Source organism: Gardnerella sp. KA01000 (assembly GCF_049244035.1).
GTDB lineage: Bacteria > Actinomycetota > Actinomycetes > Actinomycetales > Bifidobacteriaceae > Bifidobacterium > Bifidobacterium leopoldii.
In genome coordinates this window covers 1,342,757-1,361,618 of record NZ_CP058367.1, presented here as the reverse complement: position 1 = coordinate 1,361,618, position 18,862 = coordinate 1,342,757, and the positions used below count along the sequence as shown (strand labels likewise).

General features: G+C 41.9%; 14 protein-coding genes. 11 read left to right on the top strand and 3 right to left on the bottom strand.

Annotated elements, in window-relative coordinates; genetic code table 11:
- Positions 1-58: 58 nt before the first annotated feature.
- Positions 59-2,467, bottom strand: a complete 2,409-nt coding sequence (locus tag HXT58_RS05270; protein WP_112928861.1) for an acyltransferase family protein — start codon at positions 2,465-2,467, stop codon at positions 59-61.
- Positions 2,468-2,788: 321 nt separating this feature from the next.
- On the opposite strand from HXT58_RS05270, the gene HXT58_RS05265 reads away from it, so the two are divergent.
- Positions 2,789-3,283: an inorganic diphosphatase gene (locus HXT58_RS05265; protein WP_004105658.1), complete on the top strand. Its 495-nt coding sequence runs from the start codon at positions 2,789-2,791 to the stop codon at positions 3,281-3,283.
- A gap of 151 nt (positions 3,284-3,434) precedes the next feature.
- On the opposite strand, the gene HXT58_RS05260 is transcribed toward HXT58_RS05265, so the two are convergent.
- Positions 3,435-4,226, bottom strand: a complete 792-nt coding sequence (locus HXT58_RS05260) for a hypothetical protein (RefSeq protein WP_004574144.1) — start codon at positions 4,224-4,226, stop codon at positions 3,435-3,437.
- Positions 4,227-4,467: 241 nt separating this feature from the next.
- Here HXT58_RS05260 and HXT58_RS05255 point away from each other — a divergent pair, with 241 nt between their 5' ends.
- The 8 genes from HXT58_RS05255 (at position 4,468) to HXT58_RS05220 (ending at position 17,004) form a co-directional block, all read left to right on the top strand.
- Positions 4,468-5,259 (top strand): response regulator transcription factor, encoded by a 792-nt coding sequence (locus HXT58_RS05255; protein ID WP_032835323.1) that lies wholly within the window; start codon positions 4,468-4,470, stop codon positions 5,257-5,259.
- Between the two features lie 20 nt (positions 5,260-5,279).
- Positions 5,280-5,933 (top strand): endonuclease III, encoded by a 654-nt coding sequence (gene nth, locus HXT58_RS05250; protein ID WP_032835362.1) that lies wholly within the window; start codon positions 5,280-5,282, stop codon positions 5,931-5,933.
- 112 nt (positions 5,934-6,045) lie between these two features.
- On the top strand, positions 6,046-7,551 hold the full coding sequence (locus HXT58_RS05245; protein WP_064340652.1) for an ABC transporter substrate-binding protein: 1,506 nt from the start codon (positions 6,046-6,048) through the stop codon (positions 7,549-7,551).
- A 48-nt stretch (positions 7,552-7,599) separates the two neighbouring features.
- The gene (valS, locus tag HXT58_RS05240; RefSeq protein ID WP_415705786.1) at positions 7,600-10,365 is read left to right on the top strand and encodes a valine--tRNA ligase; all 2,766 of its coding nucleotides are present in this window, start codon (positions 7,600-7,602) and stop codon (positions 10,363-10,365) included.
- 130 nt (positions 10,366-10,495) lie between these two features.
- Positions 10,496-12,292 carry an arginine--tRNA ligase gene (argS, locus tag HXT58_RS05235; RefSeq protein WP_410295692.1) on the top strand — a complete coding sequence of 599 codons (1,797 nt, stop codon included), beginning with the start codon at positions 10,496-10,498 and terminating at the stop codon, positions 12,290-12,292.
- 256 nt (positions 12,293-12,548) lie between these two features.
- Complete coding sequence (brnQ, locus tag HXT58_RS05230; protein ID WP_174164266.1) at positions 12,549-14,030, top strand: branched-chain amino acid transport system II carrier protein; 1,482 nt, start codon at positions 12,549-12,551, stop codon at positions 14,028-14,030.
- 547 nt (positions 14,031-14,577) lie between these two features.
- A complete protein-coding gene (locus HXT58_RS05225; protein WP_004574138.1) occupies positions 14,578-15,327 on the top strand; it encodes a hypothetical protein in 750 nt (249 codons plus the stop codon).
- Positions 15,328-15,339: 12 nt separating this feature from the next.
- Positions 15,340-17,004 (top strand): InlB B-repeat-containing protein, encoded by a 1,665-nt coding sequence (locus HXT58_RS05220; RefSeq protein ID WP_415705790.1) that lies wholly within the window; start codon positions 15,340-15,342, stop codon positions 17,002-17,004.
- Between the two features lie 168 nt (positions 17,005-17,172).
- Here the strand turns inward: HXT58_RS05220 and HXT58_RS05215 are convergent, their stop codons facing one another.
- Positions 17,173-17,520, bottom strand: a complete 348-nt coding sequence (locus HXT58_RS05215) for a phenylpyruvate tautomerase MIF-related protein (RefSeq protein WP_064340643.1) — start codon at positions 17,518-17,520, stop codon at positions 17,173-17,175.
- A gap of 84 nt (positions 17,521-17,604) precedes the next feature.
- Between HXT58_RS05215 and HXT58_RS05210 the strand changes: the two genes are divergently transcribed.
- On the top strand, positions 17,605-18,111 hold the full coding sequence (locus tag HXT58_RS05210) for a GtrA family protein (protein ID WP_032835361.1): 507 nt from the start codon (positions 17,605-17,607) through the stop codon (positions 18,109-18,111).
- Positions 18,112-18,145: 34 nt separating this feature from the next.
- A complete protein-coding gene (locus HXT58_RS05205) occupies positions 18,146-18,850 on the top strand; it encodes a histidine phosphatase family protein (protein WP_116971203.1) in 705 nt (234 codons plus the stop codon).
- Positions 18,851-18,862 lie beyond the last annotated feature (12 nt).

Genomic DNA, 18,862 nt, shown 5'->3' with positions numbered 1-18,862 from the left:
CAATTTATTATGCTTAATAACAGTATTAAAAAGTTTTAGCGCGTTATAACTCTAATTTTCAGCCGCCGCATACAGCTAAACGAATCATCTTCGCGTATTGTGGACCGCCAATTGGAGTTAAGTGAACTCCATCGTCAGTCAAATATTCCGAGTGACCATTACTCAAACCATGCCAGTCTATAATGCCAACATTATGATGAGTTGCTGCGAACTTGCGTAAGCTATCGTTCGTTGCATCCTGCCAAGGTTGCGGAACTCGTGTGGTAACGAAATAAACAGGTCTACCTTTTGCGACATCAACCATGTGTTGAAGCACGCTATCGTCATGAGGAGGACCGTTGGTTCCAAGAGCGAAAATCACCACATCTCCAGCGTGTTTTGCCGAAATATCTTTCTCGTATTCATCAGCTCCGTGGAAAATTTGTCTACTCACTTTTCCATCTATATAAGCGTTAGGCATAACTTGCATCAAATATGGTTTAGCGCCTTCAGTAATGGAATCTCCAACCATAGTTAAGTTTACGGAACAAGTATTGCGTCGTTTGTCGATCCGCGTATGAGTAGTAACAAGATTTCGTGGAACTTTTTCTGCAATAGGGAAGAGAATACGATACTTCGATGGTGTAGGTGGAAGAGACTGTTTTACTACATTCTTTTGCACACCTTTTGGAACTGCTTTTTCTTTTGTTTCTTGCTTAGAATTAGTTTTGTCAAAAGCAGTAGGTTTTTTATTTGACGATGAAGATTGCTCTACTTGTGCTGTCAATTCTGGGCGAAGCTGCATTGACCTATGCTTGGCTATATCCTGCCAATTTACTGGCAAGATAATTAACGACACAATAATTATGCAGCACAAAGTTAGTGAGACAGAGCGAATAAGCTTAAATAATTGTTGATCTTTTATTGGCTTTTCAAATAACTGATACAAGCATTCTGCAAGTGCAACTATTACTAGTGCTTGCAAGATTTGCTCTCCTGTAGAAATAGCAGTTGTTCTATTTGCTGGGTTGAATAATTCAAGAACAGGGAAGTGAACTAAATAAATTGCAAAAGAGCGTCTGCCGATATAGGCGAGTGGAGTCCATGCAAATATTCTTGAGCAAATATTATCAGTTTGCGTGCAAGACCATAGTATTAGTGTGCAAGCGGCTGCTGTTATTGTGTATCCGCCAAAAACAAATACTGAAGATGTGCCTTCTGCATACACGAAGCAGTAGCACAACACAATTGTTGCCAATAACCCAACGCAAGATCGCTGCCATGCACGAAGTGGATTATAAAAAACAGTTTTTGGCTTATTGAATGCGTTATTTGGAAGTTCTTGTATATCTGGAGTTACGCCATTATCTGATAAATCAATTTGTAATCCTTTACGCAAGTCAGCAGGTATTCCATCTTCAATAAACTCTTTTTCTTTATTTGCGCAGGATTTATCTGATTTTTTCGTTAGTGCTGAATTATCTACACTACTGTCTAACTTAACTGATGAAGCTAAGCTGACCGATATGTTCTTTTTGCCCATTAGCAAATGTAATGCATGAATAAGCCACGCGTGGAATGAATGTTTGACAAACCAAGCACCGTACATTGCTAGCATTGCACCCATTAAGAATTCTGATGCTCTCGTATCTAGAGAATAGTAGACGCGAGCTGGAGTTGTGTAATTGTTAAATAAGTAGGCAAAAGTAAAAGTAAGAATAGAAGAAAGTATGGCTAAGCCTGCTGTGATATACATGCGTATTAGCTTGCTACGCACGAATTTAATAAGTGCAGCAAGGATAATAGGCCATATAACAAAAGCCTGCATTAAAAGTCCGAGATACCAAAGATGTTTGATAGGAGAAGGTAGTCCGGACTGTTCAAAATATGAAAGTTTACGGGCAACATACATTATATTGCTAAAGAATCCGGAGCCTGAAAGAGCATCCGCTTGTAACTTTGGTAGTAGACTTGGCGAAAAAAGCCACATAATTGGTGCTGTTATAGCGATAATTCCAAGTGTTGACGGCCAAATTCTTTTTACGCGCTTTAGTAAATACTCCCAGTAATGCTTGATTCCTTGAGTATTTTTATTATTATCTCCGATATTTTTTGTATTTTTTGCGTTTTCATCTGCGTTTAAATAGCGCAGAACTGATCTCGTACAAAAATATCCTGCCAATACCAAAAATAGTGTTACTCCAAGGAATCCTCCCATAAGAAGGCTTGGACGCATATGAAAGCATACAATACCAATAATTGCTAAAGCTCTTAAACCGTCTATTGCTTTATTTCGCTTCGAAACAGTATTTGTAGGTAAAGTAGATGATTGTTTATTTTCAGCTTTTGCGCTATGAATAGTTTTTTCTACGGTATTATTTGCGTTTGCTGAAAGATTAGTTGAGGTCGTTTTACTAGCATTTTTTTCTGCAGGAACCTTCTTTGTTTTGAAGGATTGATCTGCTTGTGAAGCAGTGGAAGTGTTCACGCATCTCTTTTTTGTCATCTTGCCTACGCTTCGGTAACCATACTGGTATGTATGCAACATATCGTGTGTAAAACGTAGCAATAGTAACTGTGTATTAAGACACTTTTATAGCTTAAAGCGTGTCTTGTTGCTATGCCTAGGATGTGCTAGAAATATGTGATTTTATGCTACTTCTGTAAGTGATACAAAACGTTTATCATTTAACGAAATTTGTTAACAAAATTTTGTTTTATATGCTCTATTGCTGTCGTTCGTCGGTGCGCGCTAAAGTGAGATAGAACAGTTATATGAATTGTTATTAAAGTTATCAAAGGAGCCAATATGGCAGAAACTTTTAACGTTGTGGTAGAGATTCCACGCGGTTCTAAGAACAAGTATGAAGTGGATCACGAAACTGGTCGCGTATTCTTGGATCGCACCCTTTTCACAGCTATGGGTTATCCAGATGATTACGGTTATATTGATGGCACTTTGGGCGAAGATGGCGATCCACTTGACGCTCTTGTTATGATTCCAAATTCTGTGTTCCCAGGATGCGTTGTTGAGTGCCGCGCCGTTGGCTTGTATCACATGGTTGATGAAGCTGGCGGAGACGACAAGGTTTTGTGCGTTCCAGCAGACGTTCGTTTTGACGACATCAAGGATATCGATGACGTGAACGAGTATCATAAAGCTGAAATCAAGCACTTCTTCGAGCAGTACAAGGCTTTGGAGCCAGGTAAGGAAGTTCTTCCTGGTGACTTCTGGGCTGGTGTAGAGCAGGCTGAGAAGGAAATCGTCGCAGCTCGCAAGCGCTTGGAAGAAAGCGAAAAATAAGTTTCGCTTTTAATGAGTAAAACAATAAAGATTAAAAGCTAATAAATAAAACGTCGAAGACACATACCGTGTTTTTCGACGTTTTTATGTAAGTGCGTGCTGCTTTCAAAAGTAAATTAAAATGTAACGTTGCATACGCTTTTAAATAATTTTAAGCAGCTACTAGCATTCCAAGGCCTGCAATATACACGAGCATTCCTGAAAGCATTATTGGCAATATAGAAATGGCGATATCGTGCGAAACTATTCCAGTTTCGTATTCTTCATAATTGTTGCGAACCCACAAATATGAAAGTCCTGATAGCGCGATTAGCATAAATATGCACAGTACTATAACGAGTATTCCACCGTCTAAATTGCGAAGCGATGGCATAAAGCTAATAATTGACGGCAAAAATAGCCAACCCGGAAGTGCTGCACAAGCAATACTTGCAGTAAGCGTGTGCGAAAGATTTCGTACTAAATTTGTGCGATTCTCGCGCAGCATTTGCCTCAAGAATGTTACAAATGTTGCTGCTACAAGAATTAGAGCAAAAGATACAGCCCAGCGTTCGTAAGGGTGAATTGCAGCAATGAACTTACTCATCGACACAGTTTCGTTATCAATAATGACGCTTTTTGGTAGCCATCCCTTTAATACTCCGGTTGCAAACCATGTAGAAGCAATTCCTGCGCATAATGCAATAGCTCGGTCAATTACATTTCCGTGCAGTGGCCACAACGCTATAAATGTAAGCATTATGATAAGGCATAATATAAGTGTTATTTTTGCTGTTGCGATTGGCAATATTGCTGCAATTGCGAGAAGTACTACAACAAAAATTTGGCTTACAAACATCGCTAATGCGTTCATGCTAGGTATACGGGTATGTTTTTGAACATTTACGCAAGAATTATCATTTTTCTGCATCTTATTATTGCAGATACGTGTTTCATTGCTCATACACACTCCCTAGTGCTGTAAGTTTTATATTTATAAAGCGTAATATGTTCATAAAATATTAACAAATTACTTTGTTTATTTACTAATGTAGCCTATAACCTGCACTGCGCTTTATTGTGTTGATATTTTTTATCTTTAGAAGATGCAAGTGTTGCAGTTGTCGCTATTTTTCGCAGTATGGTTTACAATTCCTGTAAAGGCTGAATTTGCTACTACATCAATTGTTTGTTGGAGGCATCATATGACTGATATCACATTGATGACTTCGTGTGCTTCTCCTTCTTCAGTTTTACCTTCACTTACTTTGTTATCTCATAAAGTGCGTTTACTTTCTTTGGATACGTCAAGTTTGGCAAAACTGCCCGCACAAACCATTCTTTTGCTTGATGCGCGTGAGGATTTAGCTCTCGCTAAATCAATGTGTTCTTCTCTGCGTGTTGCAAATATTACGGTTCCTGTCATATTAGTTATAACTGAGGGTGGTTTTACTGTAGTAAATCCTTCGTGGAACATTTCTGATGTTGTGCTTACTAATGCTTCTCCGGCAGAAGTAGAGGGTCGTTTGCGTTTGGCTTCTTTGCAACACGGATCTTCTGATGATTTGTTTGTGCATTCGCAAGGCTCTGAAATTGATGATTCTTTCAATTCAGACAATGGAACTATGCGTTCTGGAGATCTTGTTGTAGATATGCGTAGCTACACAGTGAGTTTGCATGGTCATCCTGTTGATTTAGCTTATAAAGAATTTGAATTGCTGAAATACTTTGTGCAGCATCCGCGCAGGGTGTTTACTCGTGCTCATTTGTTGCAAGAAGTATGGGGTTACGACTACTACGGTGGCACTCGTACTGTAGACGTTCATATTCGTAGGCTTCGTGCAAAACTTGGTGTTGAATATGAACATCTAATTGGCACAGTGCGTAATGTTGGCTATCGCTTTGATCCTTCGGAGTCTGATGAGAATAGCGAAATTTCCGAAAGCAGTGTTGAAGATGATTCTGAAAATGATGCAGATAAGCAGTCTGCGCAATAATGATTTATCGAAGCTCTAATATGCGAGAATCAAAACAAGCGAAATTAGCTCGTATTTATGCAGAGTACGATTTATTGTGCAAAGAAATACCGGAGCCGAAGTGTGCATTAAATTTCAAAAATCCATTTGAGCTACTAATCGCTACTGTATTAAGCGCGCAAACTACGGATAAGCGCGTGAATATCGTGACGCCTGAACTCTTTTCTATTTTTCCCAACGCGAGTTCCTTAGCTGCTGCTCCTGTATCTCAAGTTGAGTCAATTATTTACCCTCTCGGATTTTATAGAGTAAAAGCACAGAATATTATTTCATTATCTGCATGTTTGCTTAATAATTTTTCTGGTATAGTGCCATCAAATATGGAAGATTTAATATCGTTGCCGGGTGTTGGTCGTAAAACTGCCAATGTTGTTCTTGGCAACGCATTTGGATTACCGGGGTTTCCTGTAGATACTCACGTAATACGTGTTACAGGTCGTCTTGGTTGGCGTAAGGTTCAGAATCGTCCAAATCCTGTTGCTATTGAGCGCGAAATAACTGCTTATTTTGCTCCTAAAGAGTGGACTAATCTTTCTCATAGACTTATTTTGCATGGCAGAAAAATTTGCACTGCTCGGAATCCAAAATGTGTTTCATGCCCTTTAAATACAACATGTCCGTCGGCAATTATTTAAAGCGTGTTGTTTCCAATTCAGATATTGATATAGACTGTAGGTTATGTCAAGAACAGGCAAATATGCGTATCGCACTTCCAGGTCAGCTCATGCTCGCACTAATGCAGACTGGATGCCATGGGTTGTGTTTGTAGTTGTGTCTGTAATAATGAGCGGCATTTTGTGGTGTGGATGGCAAATATACCAGGGTCATTCGCCTTTTGCTGCAATAATGCATCCAGCTAGTAACTCAGTGCTAAAAGTTGGTTTACGTACTGCTCCTGAATCTCTTGATATTAGAAACGACGACAGTGACGCTTTACAGCAAGCTTTAATTGGTAATGTTTACGAAACTCTTGTTAAACGTGGCGATGATAATAGTTTGCAACCAGGTCTCGCGAAGTCATGGGATATTTCGAAAGACGGCTTAACATATCGTTTTAATTTGCGTCAAGGTGTGCGTTTCTCTAACGGTAGTGAGATGACTTCGACTTCCGTATTACAATCTTTGAAACAAGGCATCACAAATAATTATCCTGGTTATAGCGCACTTACAAATATTAAAACTGTTAATAATCCGGATGATTACACTTTAGTAATTACACTTAATAATCCAGATGCGTTACTTTTACGTCGTCTTGCTGGACGTGTTGGCATTGTCTATGACACAAAATCGATGATCGACTATGCAAGTGCTGCTCTTGGCACAGGTCCTTTCACTGTAAGTGACTACAATAAAGGCAATTCTTTAGTATTACTTCGCAACGATAAATACTGGGGAACCCCTGCTTCTTGTGCAAGTATTACTTTGCAATATTTCAATAGCGATACTGCTCTAGCTGAGGCAATGGAAAAGGGCAATATTCAAATGGCAGTTCCGCTTGAAGGTAACGAAAATAAGCGTCTTGCTGCTGTTGCTAATACGCAAATGGTAGAGGGTCAGAGCACAAGAGTGCGATTTATTGCAATAAATACAACAGTTTCATCGATTTTCTGCGATGAGCAGGCTCGTAAAGCTGCGAGATACGCTTTGAATGCGCAAACTGTACTTGCAGCTGATGGCAATGGTGGTGTTCCAGTAGGAGGACCTATTGATCCTCTTTCAACTGGTTATGAAGATTTAAATGGATTGTATCCTTATAATCCAGGCAAAGCTGCTCCCTTGTTCCATTACTTTAGCGCAAGCTATTTAGGAACTATTAATTTTCTTGTTCCACAGGGCGAAGGTGGAGTTGGGCGCGAGCTTTCAAAACAGATTAGTTCCGTGAGCGGTTTTAAGGTCAATCTTGAAGAAGTTGATCAACAAACTATGCGTAAGCGTATTAGTGAAGGTAAGTATGATCTTGCGCTTACTACGAGCAATCGTACTTTAGATGAAGGCATGTTTGCAGAAAGCGGTTCTCCGTTCGTTTTGCAAGACGCGCGTGCTCAACAAGCTTGGGCCGATGCGGTTCATTCTAAGAATGCAAACGAATATGAGGCAAATGCTCGTGCATATGCGCGCGAAGTAAGCAATAATGCTGCAGCTCACTGGTTATATGCTCGAAAGAGCATTATGGCTGTAAAGTCTAATGTAAGCGGCTATACGAAAAATATGACGGATCAGCTTCTGCCATTGCAGAGCGTAGTGGTGAAATAGAAAAGCGTAAGATTTGCGTTGTCGCGCTGAGTTTCTAATATTCAGTTCATGAGTGAACAGGATAATAACACAGTAAAGCACGCACATTTAACGCCTCTTCCTAACAAAGTTGGCGTTGATGGTCTTGAAGACAAGTGGCGTAGCAATTGGGACGAAGCTAAAACTTACGCATTCCATAATTCTCGCGACCGTAAGGCCGTATATTCTATCGATACTCCACCTCCAACCGTTAGTGGCCACTTGCACGTAGGTCACGTATTCTCTTACACGCATACGGATGTCATTGCGCGATATAAGCGCATGCAAGGCTTTGACGTGTTCTACCCAATGGGTTGGGATGATAACGGCTTGCCAACAGAGCGCCGCGTACAAAATTATTACGGTGTGCGAGTGGATACTTCGTTGAAGTATGACCCTGATTTTAAGCCGCCTTTTGAAGGCACTGAAGGTAAGAAGATTGAAGCTAAAGATCAGGTTCCTGTAAGCCGACAGAACTTTATTGAGCTTTGTGAGCGTTTGACTTCTCAAGATGAGAAGCTTTTTGAAGCATTATGGCGCAGACTCGGCCTTTCTGTAGACTGGTCGCAAACTTATCACACTATTGGCGAGCAGCCTCGCCGAGTTGCACAAAAAGCATTCTTGCGCAATCTTGCTCGCGGAGAGGCTTATCAGAAGGATGCTCCTGGTTTGTGGGATGTGACTTTCCAGACTGCAGTTGCACAAGCAGAGCTTGAATCACGCGAATATCCTGGTTTCTATCATAAGATTGCGTTCCGTTTTGAAGATGGTACGCCAATTTATATTGAAACTACGCGTCCAGAATTGCTTGCTGCATGCACTTCTTTAATTGCAAATCCAGAAGATGAGCGTTACAAGAAGTACTTTGGTCAGGAAGTTTATTCGCCACTGTTTAAGGTGAAGGTTCCGATTTTGGCGCATTCTGCTGCTCAAATGGACAAGGGTGCTGGCATTGCAATGTGCTGTACTTTTGGTGACGTAACAGACGTTGAGTGGTGGCGCGATTTGAATTTGCCAACTCGACCAATTATTCAGCGTAACGGTCGCATCGTTATGACGACTCCTGATTGGATTACAGATGAATCCGGCCGTGAAATGTTCGAGAAAATTGCCGGCAAAACCACGTTCTCTGCTCGTAAGGAAATTGTTGAAGCTTTGCAAGCAGCTGGAGACATGGAAGGCGATCCAAAGCCAACAAAGCGTATGACGAACTTCTACGAAAAGGGCGATAAGCCTTTGGAAATCGTCACTTCTCGCCAGTGGTACTTAAAGAACGGTGGCACAGACGAAAAGCTAAACACTGAGCTTATTGAGCGCGGCAAGGAACTTAACTTCCACCCAGACTTTATGCGCGTGCGCTATGAGAATTGGGTTCACGGCTTGAATGGTGACTGGCTTATCTCTCGCCAGCGCTTCTTCGGTGTGCCATTCCCACTTTGGTATCCAGTAAACGAAAATGGGGAGGTGGATTACGAGCATCCTTTGACGCCTAGCGAAGATCGTTTGCCAATCGATCCAACTATTGACGTTCCAGAAGGATTCGATGAATCTCAGCGTAACCAGCCAAATGGCTTTACTGCTGAGCAAGACATTATGGACACTTGGGCTACATCTTCCTTAACTCCACAAATCGTGACTCGTTGGGAAGAGCCAGGTGAGGAAAATCAAGCTCTGTTTAAGGCTACTTTCCCAATGGATTTGCGTCCACAAGGCCAGGATATTATTCGTACTTGGCTGTTTAGTACTGTTGATCGCGCACATCTTGAAAACGGCTGCTTGCCTTGGAAGCATGCTGCACTTTCTGGCTGGATTCTTGATCCTGACCATAAGAAGATGTCTAAATCTAAAGGCAACGTGGTTGTGCCAAATAAGCCAATCGAAGAGTTTGGTGCTGATGCTGTGCGCTACTGGGCAACTTCAGCAAAACTTGGCTTGGATGCAACTTACGACGAAGGCCAAATGAAGATTGGCCGACGCTTAGCTATTAAGCTTTTGAATGCTACTAAGTTTGCGCTCGCAATTGGTCGTGAAGATGATGAGCATCAGGTTCTTGAGTCTGCTAGTGCGGATTGGGATTTTGCAGACGTTACGGAAGTTTTGGATCGCTCTGTTATGGCAAAGCTCGCATCCGTTATTCGTACCGCAACTGATGCGCTTGAATCTTACGAGCATTCCAAGGCTTTGGAAGCAATCGAAACATTCTTCTGGGAGTTCTGCGACGACTATATTGAGCTTGCAAAGAATCGCGCTTACGGTACTGCAGAATCAACTGGACGCACTCCAAGCGAAGCTGCTGTAAAGTCTGCTCGCACAACTCTTGGCCTTGCACTCGATGCTTTGGCTCGCTTGCTTGCTCCTTACTTGCCTTACGCTACTGAAGAAGTGTGGAGCTGGATGCATGACGGCGAAGGCTCTGTGCATCGTGCTAGCTGGCCATGCGCTAAGGCGTATGAGGCTGCTGCAAACGGTGTTTCTGCAGATACTTTGGCTTACGCGGGTGAAGCTTTGGCTACTTTGCGCAAGATTAAGTCTGAAGCAAAAGTTTCTATGAAGACTCCTATTTTGCAAGTGACTTTGAACGTAGCAGAAAATGCTTACAAGGCTGTCGAGGAGACTTTGGATGACGTTGCTGAAGCTGGACGCGTTACTGGAGAAGTAAATCTTAACGCTGTTAAGGCAGCAGTTGCTGGAGATTCTTCTGATTCTGCATCTGATTCCGCGGAATCTGATGCAGCTAACGTAAACGTTTCTGTTGCTCAAAGCGAACTCGGCGAAGCTCCTGCAAAAAAGAAGTAGCTGTAAGTAGTTGCAAGTAATCGAAAATAATTAATCGCAAAACAAAAGCGCTGGAAGTCAATCTTCGACTCCAGCGCTTTTTGTGTATTGTAATCGCGAAGCATCGCGCGGTAACGCTAGACTGTAAACCATGAATCCAGAAAGCTTAAGTGAATTAATTGAAAAAATTGCTAAAGATTTAGTAGCAAGCGGTAAAGCTGGCAGTCTAACAGAAGATTTGATTCCTGCTGCCGAAAAACTTGCAGTTATGCGACCAAAGGATCGCGCACACGGTGATTGGGCTACGAATGTTGCTATGCAGCTTGCTAAAAAAGCTGGTATGAAGCCTAGTGATTTAGCCGAGCTTTTTGCTGAGAGTTTGCAAGAAGCGGAAGGTATTGCGTCTGTAGAAGTTGCAGGTCCTGGCTTTATTAACATAACGCTTGATTCTGCTTCTGCAGCGGCAGTCGTAGACGAGGTCTTAAAGCAAGGTGCTGATTTTGGCAAAAATACGCACTTAAGCGGCAAAACTTTGAATCTTGAGTTTGTTTCCGCAAACCCAACTGGTCCAATCCACATTGGTGGAACTCGCTGGGCTGCAGTTGGTGATTCCATGGCTCGAGTCTTGGAAGCGAACGGCGCAAAAGTTGTGCGTGAATACTACTTCAACGATCATGGCGAGCAAATTAACCGTTTTGCAAAGTCTTTAGTTGCTGCAGCTCATGGCGAAGAAACGCCTGCAGATGGTTACAAAGGCGCGTATATTAACGAAATCGCAGACGCTGTTATAAAAGAAGCGCAAGCAGACGGCGTTGATGTTTTTTCTTTGCCAAGAATTGATCTTGGAAAAGACGAGGAAGGTTTGCCTCTTGGCGAAGGCGATTCCGAGCAGCGCGAAGAGTTCCGCAAGCGCGCAGTGCCAATGATGTTTGCCGAAATCCGTAAGTCCATGCGCGATTTTCGTGTTGATTTCGACGTGTGGTTCCACGAAAACAGCCTGTACGAGGATGGCGAAGTTGAGCGTGCTATTGCAGATTTGCGTTCTCGCGGAGACATTTTTGAAAAAGATGGCGCAACTTGGTTCGAATCCACTAAGCATGGCGACGACAAAGATCGCGTAATTATTAAGTCTGACGGCAATTACGCTTACTTTGCTGCAGATATTGCGTACTATCGCAACAAGCGCCATCGCGAACAGAATCCTGCGGACGTAGCGATTTACATGCTTGGTGCGGATCATCACGGCTATATTGGCAGAATGATGGCAATGTGCGCGGCTTTTGGAGACAAGCCAGGCGAAAACATGCAGATTCTTATTGGTCAGCTTGTAAACGTTATGAAAGATGGCAAGCCTGTACGCATGAGCAAGCGCGCAGGAAACGTTATTACGATTGACGATTTAGTTGATGCAATTGGTGTTGATGCTTCACGCTACTCGCTTGCTCGCACAGATTACAATACGAGCGTTGATATTGATTTGGATTTGCTTGCTTCTCACAGCAACGATAATCCTGTGTATTACGTGCAATACGCTCACGCACGCAGCTGCAATGTGGCTCGCAATGCTGCGGACGCTGGAATTACGCAAGATGGTGCTGATTTAAGCTTGCTTAATACCGAGGCTGACGGCGAAGTGTTGGCTGCTTTGGCTCAATGGCCTGCTGCTTTGGCTCAAGCTGGCGATTTGCGCGCTCCTCACAGAGTTGCGCATTACCTTGAGGATTTGGCAGCAAGCTACCACAAGTGGTACAACCTTGAGCGCGTTGTGCCAATGGAGTTAACCGACCCTGAAAATCGTTTGCCAGAAGCCGAGCGTGAAGCTCAGCGCATTGCAAAGTGCCCAGAGCCAGCTCGTGCTGCAGCTCGCTTAAAGCTTAACGCTGCTGTGCGCACAGTTATTGCAACTGGTCTTGATTTGCTTGGAGTTTCTGCTCCAGAAAAGATGTGATTTTGCTTATTTTATATAAGATTTAGAGCAAAGCTATAGAGCATTTTTGATTACATAGGACGTTGGTGGTTTGCCAGCGTCCTTTTTATTTTTTATTAGAGACACGCACGAATTATAAGTTTCTATCGATTAAGTACATGCAATTTATTAATATACCCTCTAATATTATTTTCGCTTTAAATCCACAAAATTACAAAGTAAGAGATTTAGCTGAATAGTATATAAATACAAATTTATCCTTATGGGAGGTGTAAGCATGAGCGTCACAACACAAAGTGTCAGCACAGATAGTGCCCCGAAAAAAAGGAACTTGACCATTATTGAGTCCGCGTACGTGGCGGTCATGTTGTTTGGTATGTTCTTTGGCGCAGGAAACCTGATTTTCCCTGTGTTCCTTGGAGCTAATGCAGGAAACAATTCCGCTCCTGCAGCATTAGGCTTTATTATTACCGGCGTTGGTTTGCCATTGCTTGGTGTTACGGCTCTTGCGATGAGTCGCGCAAACGGTCTTTTTGAACTTTCTAGTAAGCCGAGCAAAAAATACGGCATGTTCTTTACCTGTGTGCTGTATTTAACAATCGGACCATTCTTTGCAATTCCTCGCTGCGCAACAACTTCGTACACTGTTGGTTTGGAGCGCGTTGTTCCACAAGACGGAAACGGTCAATTGTATTTGTTCTTGTTCTCTGTGGTTTTCTTCGCGTTAGCATTCTTCTTTGCTATGAAGCCTAGCGGAATACTTACATGGGTTGGTAAAGTTCTTACGCCGATATTCCTGGTTTTCTTAGGTATTCTGGTATTTACTGCACTGTTTTCTCCTGTAAGCGGCGCTTCTGCGGATGCTGCTCCTATAGGGAAGTATGTTAATGAATCATTCTTTACAGGATTCTTAGATGGCTACAATACAATGGATGCTTTAGCTAGCTTGGCTTTTGGCATTATAGTTGTTAGTACTATTCGATCCTTTGGCGTAAAAGACCCTAAAGATGTGGCAGTGAATACTGTGCGATCTGGATTCTTTAGCTGCTTGCTTATGGCGTTGATTTACGTCGCAATTGTTGTTGTCGGTGTGCGTAGCCGTGCACTGTTTAAGCCTGCTGAAAACGGTGGCGTAACTTTGGCGCAAGTTGCACGCTACCATCTTGGAAACGTTGGTTTGCTTGTTCTTGCTGCAACTGTTACTCTTGCATGCTTAAAGACGGCAGTTGGTTTAATTGTAAGCTGCTCGGAAACCTTCTCTAAGTTATTCCCTAAGGGTCCTAGCTATCGCGTTTGGTCTGTGTTGATTACGCTTGTTTCGTTTGGCCTTGCAAACTTTGGTTTGAGCACAATCATCGAATATGCAGTTCCAGTATTGATGTTCTTGTATCCACTGTCAATCGTATTGATTCTTTTGGCTTTGTGCGGTCGACTTTTTGGAAATTCCAAAGTCGTGTACGCTTGGACACTTGGTTTTACTGGTGTTGCAGCTGTATTTGACTTTTTGAATAGTTTGCCAACAGCTTTGCGCAACGCATTGCATATGAACGATATGTTGGTGGTTGCTCAAAACTGGTTGCCGTTCTCGGAATTTGGCATGGCTTGGGTTTGCCCTGCTGTTGTTGGATTTGTTGTTGGCTATGTCCGCATGGTTTTATTTGAAAACAAGGACATGGAAGAGGTGGCTCGTCTAGCTGCTGGTCCAGATCTTGAAGGCAGTGTTGCTAGTAGCGATGATTCTATTACTGATGAGTCATAGTCTTGTGCGTAATTCTCGAGAGTAATATTTACTTGTATTGAAAAAGCCTACAGTATGTTTTCGCGTACGGTAGGCTTTTGTTTTGGTTATTTGTTAAAAAAGATGCGCAAGTGTGACGATCAGTTAGCTGCCTACGTGGGGACAAATTGTCCCCTGGTGTATATTGGTGATAGCCTGCATGGTTTGAAGTTGTGTTAGGAAACGCTTGCAGGAAAGATTGATGTGATCTATATAGACGAGTAAGTAACGGATATACAATATATAAAGGCTAGTCAATATAGATTTTTTCTTGTACAATTAACATGAAAGAGATTAGCATAAAAGGTTGACAAGCCATGAAAAAACTGACAAAATCCTTGACAGACAGACAGACAGACAGACAGACAGACAGACAGACAGACAGACAGCATAGTTCTGTCTCTTTTCACGTAGACTTTTTTAATTGGCAGAAATACATGCCTGATGGATAGGTATGTGTTTCTGCCTATTTTTATTCAATTTTTCAAAACAATAAAAAGAACATTATTAGATTAATAAGGAGGAAAATATGAAAACATTAGTAAAAAAGACAATGGGTCTATTGATGGCAACATTAGTAGCATTTGGTGTAATGGCTGGAACTACACAGGCATTTGCGGCTGGAAGTAATGTAACAAGTGAATATGATCAAGTTGCAAAAGATAAGATTGTAGGAACAATTACTATAACAGATGCATTACAAAATGCAGGTAAGGATGTTAATAAAGACGGTAATCTTTACTATGAGGGTGTTGTTTCAGGATCTGTCGAAACAAGCGATCTGTTAGAAGGTGCATACCAAAAATATATTAAAGACTTTAAGGGGAAGACTGATTCTCATGGTAGAGCTTTTGAGAATTTGGTTATGTTTGATAAGGGACAAAATTTCCCAACAGCTAAATATACTGTCACTTTCCCTAAAAATTTCAACGTTAATTTAGAAAAGGTTTCTTGCTCTGCAAACACTTCTATGATTAGTGAAATCAAAAAATCATACGATAAAGACGCCAATTCGGTAACTTTTACTTTTAGTCTTGGAAACTGGAACGACTACAAGGGCTTCTTTAATCTATACGAAAATGAAAGAAAAGCAGGTATGACAGGGCATCCTATTTCTATCAGCATTCCATATTCTGTAGAAGTTAAAGACGATTCTGTTAAGAATTTAGGACAGATAACAGCTGAAGGCAAATGTGAATTATTTTATAAGAAGTTCATTTTCCAAAAGCAAATTGTTGATATTAAGACTAATAAGGCAACCGTTAATGTTGTGCGCTAATAGGAGTATTTTATGAAGAAAGTTTTAAGCATACTATTTTCAGCGTTGCTCCTTTCCACATTCTCATCGGGTGTAGCGCATGCGGAAGTGGCTGAAGATTTTAGCTCCATGAAATCAGGAAATACTTGGATTGAACTTGAAGAAGCGAATACAGATATTTTTGGCGATTCAAAAATTGCAGCCGTCCCTAAAGGTGTTTTGAAACCTGAAGGAACTAAAATTCGTGATGCAATTAAAAAAATAGGTGGTCAGGATGCTGTTGATCAAACTCAGTATTTTAGCTATTCAACAGGCATTCATTCAGATGATGGAAAACCTGCACTTTCTCCGCTTTTGAAGATGCTTAAAGAGTATAAGCCTGAAAGTGCAACGGATGATCCAGCTGTTCCGATGACAGATAATCCAATGTTTTATGGAGATCTTTCCTATAATGATGACACAACGTCAAAAAATGTAAAGATTTCTGCTGGTGATAATCTGTCAAGTTTGAAATTAACGCTCTCAAACATGAACTGGTTATCTCAGCCGATTTTCTCTGAACTTTCTGGTCATGACATGTATAGGAGCGAAAAGGCTAACGGAACATTACGCTTTTTAACGGATTCACAGCTTGTTTACACCATCAAGTTTCCTAAGGGATTTGATATATCTAAAGCAACGGCAACATCTGATGCATCTTCTGATTTGCTAACGCTCTCCACTTCTGTAAGCGGAGAAGTTAAAACCGGTATGACACTTACCGTTACGCTAAGAAGAAAAGGTGCTGGAGAAACGTTCTTAACGGAAGACCAATTTAAGAATGAGTTAAATTCTCTCAATACAATCTCTGTATCTATGAAGGATATAGCTATTACTAAAGATGCCGTGCAAGGTAAGAATGTTGTTACTGGTTCCATCGGTGGTTTCCTTGAGTATATGAATGTTGGAGGATCCACCTATGACGAAGTTAGACAGAATAAAGGTCTGACGTGGACATATATACATTACTTTGCAGCCCCTCAAGAAGCTAGCGGTAAAGATAGCAATTTAACTGCTAACGACAGTCAGTATAAAATCCAATATACATTTAATGTTGTTAAGCCTGCTCAAAGCACGGTTACTTTCAAGGACGGCGATAAGACGCATGCAACTGTGAAAGTGGAAACTGGTAAGGCTATTGATACTGATGCGTTGACTGATGAGTCTATGCCGAAGAATCCAACGAAGGCCGGTTATACCTTCAAGGAATGGAATACAAAGGAAGACGGTAAAGGTACTGCGTTTACGGGAGCAAGCATAGTTAATAGCGATATGACTGTGTATGCTATTTACACGAAAGATCCTGTACCAACTCCGGATCCAACTCCGAATCCTCCGGCACCAAATCCGGATCCAACTCCAAACCCACCAGCTCCAACACCGGAACCAACGCCTAATCCACCGACTCCGGAACTTAAGCCAAATCCTCATACACCGGCTCCTGGGCCTGAAACGCAGCCAGAATCTACACCGACACCGGATTCTGAGCCTGAATCGCAGTCAGAATCTGTGTCAAATACTCCTGTAAAGAAGCATGGTGAAATTCCTAAGGCGGGTGAATCAACAACTCTTCCGTTCGCATTAACGGCATTAGGGCTTGGTGTTGCAGGCTTAGGAATTCTTCGCAAAAAGAGAATGATGAAAGAAAACATCAAGTAATTTTTGCCGATTGCCCTAACACCTATTGGGTGTGACAAAGCCTACCGTGCTTGTTTGCGGTAGGCTTTTGTTTAGGTTATTTGATGGAGATTTTATGCGACTTTCGACTTGCGATCAGAAGTTAGTTGCCTCGTGGGGACAAATTGTCCCAAGCTCGGAGGCTTGCGACTAGAAGTTGCCGCCGTTCCAACCCCAGTCAGTAGTTGCAGTGTAACGAATATAAGTGCGATCCTGTGGAATCCCAAGCTCTCGCTCTAAAGCTGCCATAATCTGCTCAGTTAACTTTTCCCAAGCAGACCCTGGCACGCTGGAACCAAACACGTTCACCTCAACGTAAGCTGCAGGCTTGGAATCGTCTCCTGCAAAATAAATCGGCATATTGTCCTCGAATGGGCACATGAGCCAATGCTCGCTTTTTCCTGGAACTGCGCTAATTGCTTTGCCATAAGCAGTTTTTAATGCGTCACGCTGGGCAGGTGTTGTGCTTACAGAAACATGAGTATGAATAACTGGCATAATCGCTCCTTTGCTAAATTTAGTAAGCTTTATTACGTAACAATTATATGTTATTTGTTAGCAGCCGCGTGTTTAATGGATATTATGAAAAAGCTTATTGAACAGGTTGTAAAGTTTGGAATTGTGGGCATTATTGCCCTTATTATTGACGTTGCGCTACTCAATTTATTAATGCTTGCGCACTTAAATAATGTGGTTGCGGGTACGATTTCTTTCGTAATCTCACTTATCTTCAACTATATTGCCAGTATGAAATACGTCTTTAAACATCGTGAAGATATGGCAAAGTGGATGGAGCTTCTGATTTTTGTTATTTCCGCAGTCATAGGTTTGCTTATAAACGATTTGATTATTTGGGCTAGTACGTTAGGAATGGCTGAAACTTTACGCGGATCTGCAGTATACGTTTTGCGCACAAATATAGGAAAACTTGTAGCTACTGTTGTTGTTGCTGTGTGGAATTTTGTTATACGAAAGTGGCTGCTCGATGATACTAAATCTCAACAGCCTGGGTATGTTGCGCAAGAAGATACTAGTTTTGCTCACCGCTTGGGAATGTGGTCGCTTAATCATACAAAAAACCGCAAGTAATTGTTTTAATGTTTTAAACAGAAAGTAGAACGCAATGCCAGCTACGACAATTCATTTTGTGCGTCATGGAGAAGTTGATAATCCAAATCACGTGTTGTATGAGCGTCTTCCTGGATTTCATCTTTCGGCTCGCGGAGTGAGGATGGCGCAAGCTACAGCAAAATATATTGCCACTGTTCCGCAAATGCGCGGAATTACTGCAATTTATTCGTCTCCTCTTGAGCGGACTCGTGAAACAGCGCGTGAAATCGAAAATGCTTTGCGCAATATTGCAGATTCTGCCTATGTAAAAGCGCACTGTGATGAAGATTCTGCGCAATCTTCTGTGCAATCTCAAGAAAGCGACATTATTTTAGATAAACGCTTAATTGAAGCTGGAAATAATTTCCGCGGAAAACGCATAGGCTACGGTGAAGGCGCGCTGTGGAAAAACGACAATTGGAAGCTTGTTGCGAATTTGTGGAAGCCAAGTTGGGGAGAAAGCTACCGCAGTATTGCTACTCGCGTTGGTGATTTTGCGCGCGAGCAGGTTCGTAAGCATCCTGGTGAGCAAATCGTTGCAGTTACTCATGAGTCGCCAATCTGGTCTTATAGACACCTACTGGAAACCGGTCACGCTGAACATAATATGCTTCTTCGTCACACGGCTTTAGCTTCGATTACTTCTATTACTTACGATTGTGAGACTTTGCGTGTGCTTTCAATTACGTATGTTGATCCTGCTGGGCGAGTGAAGTAAGTAACATATAAT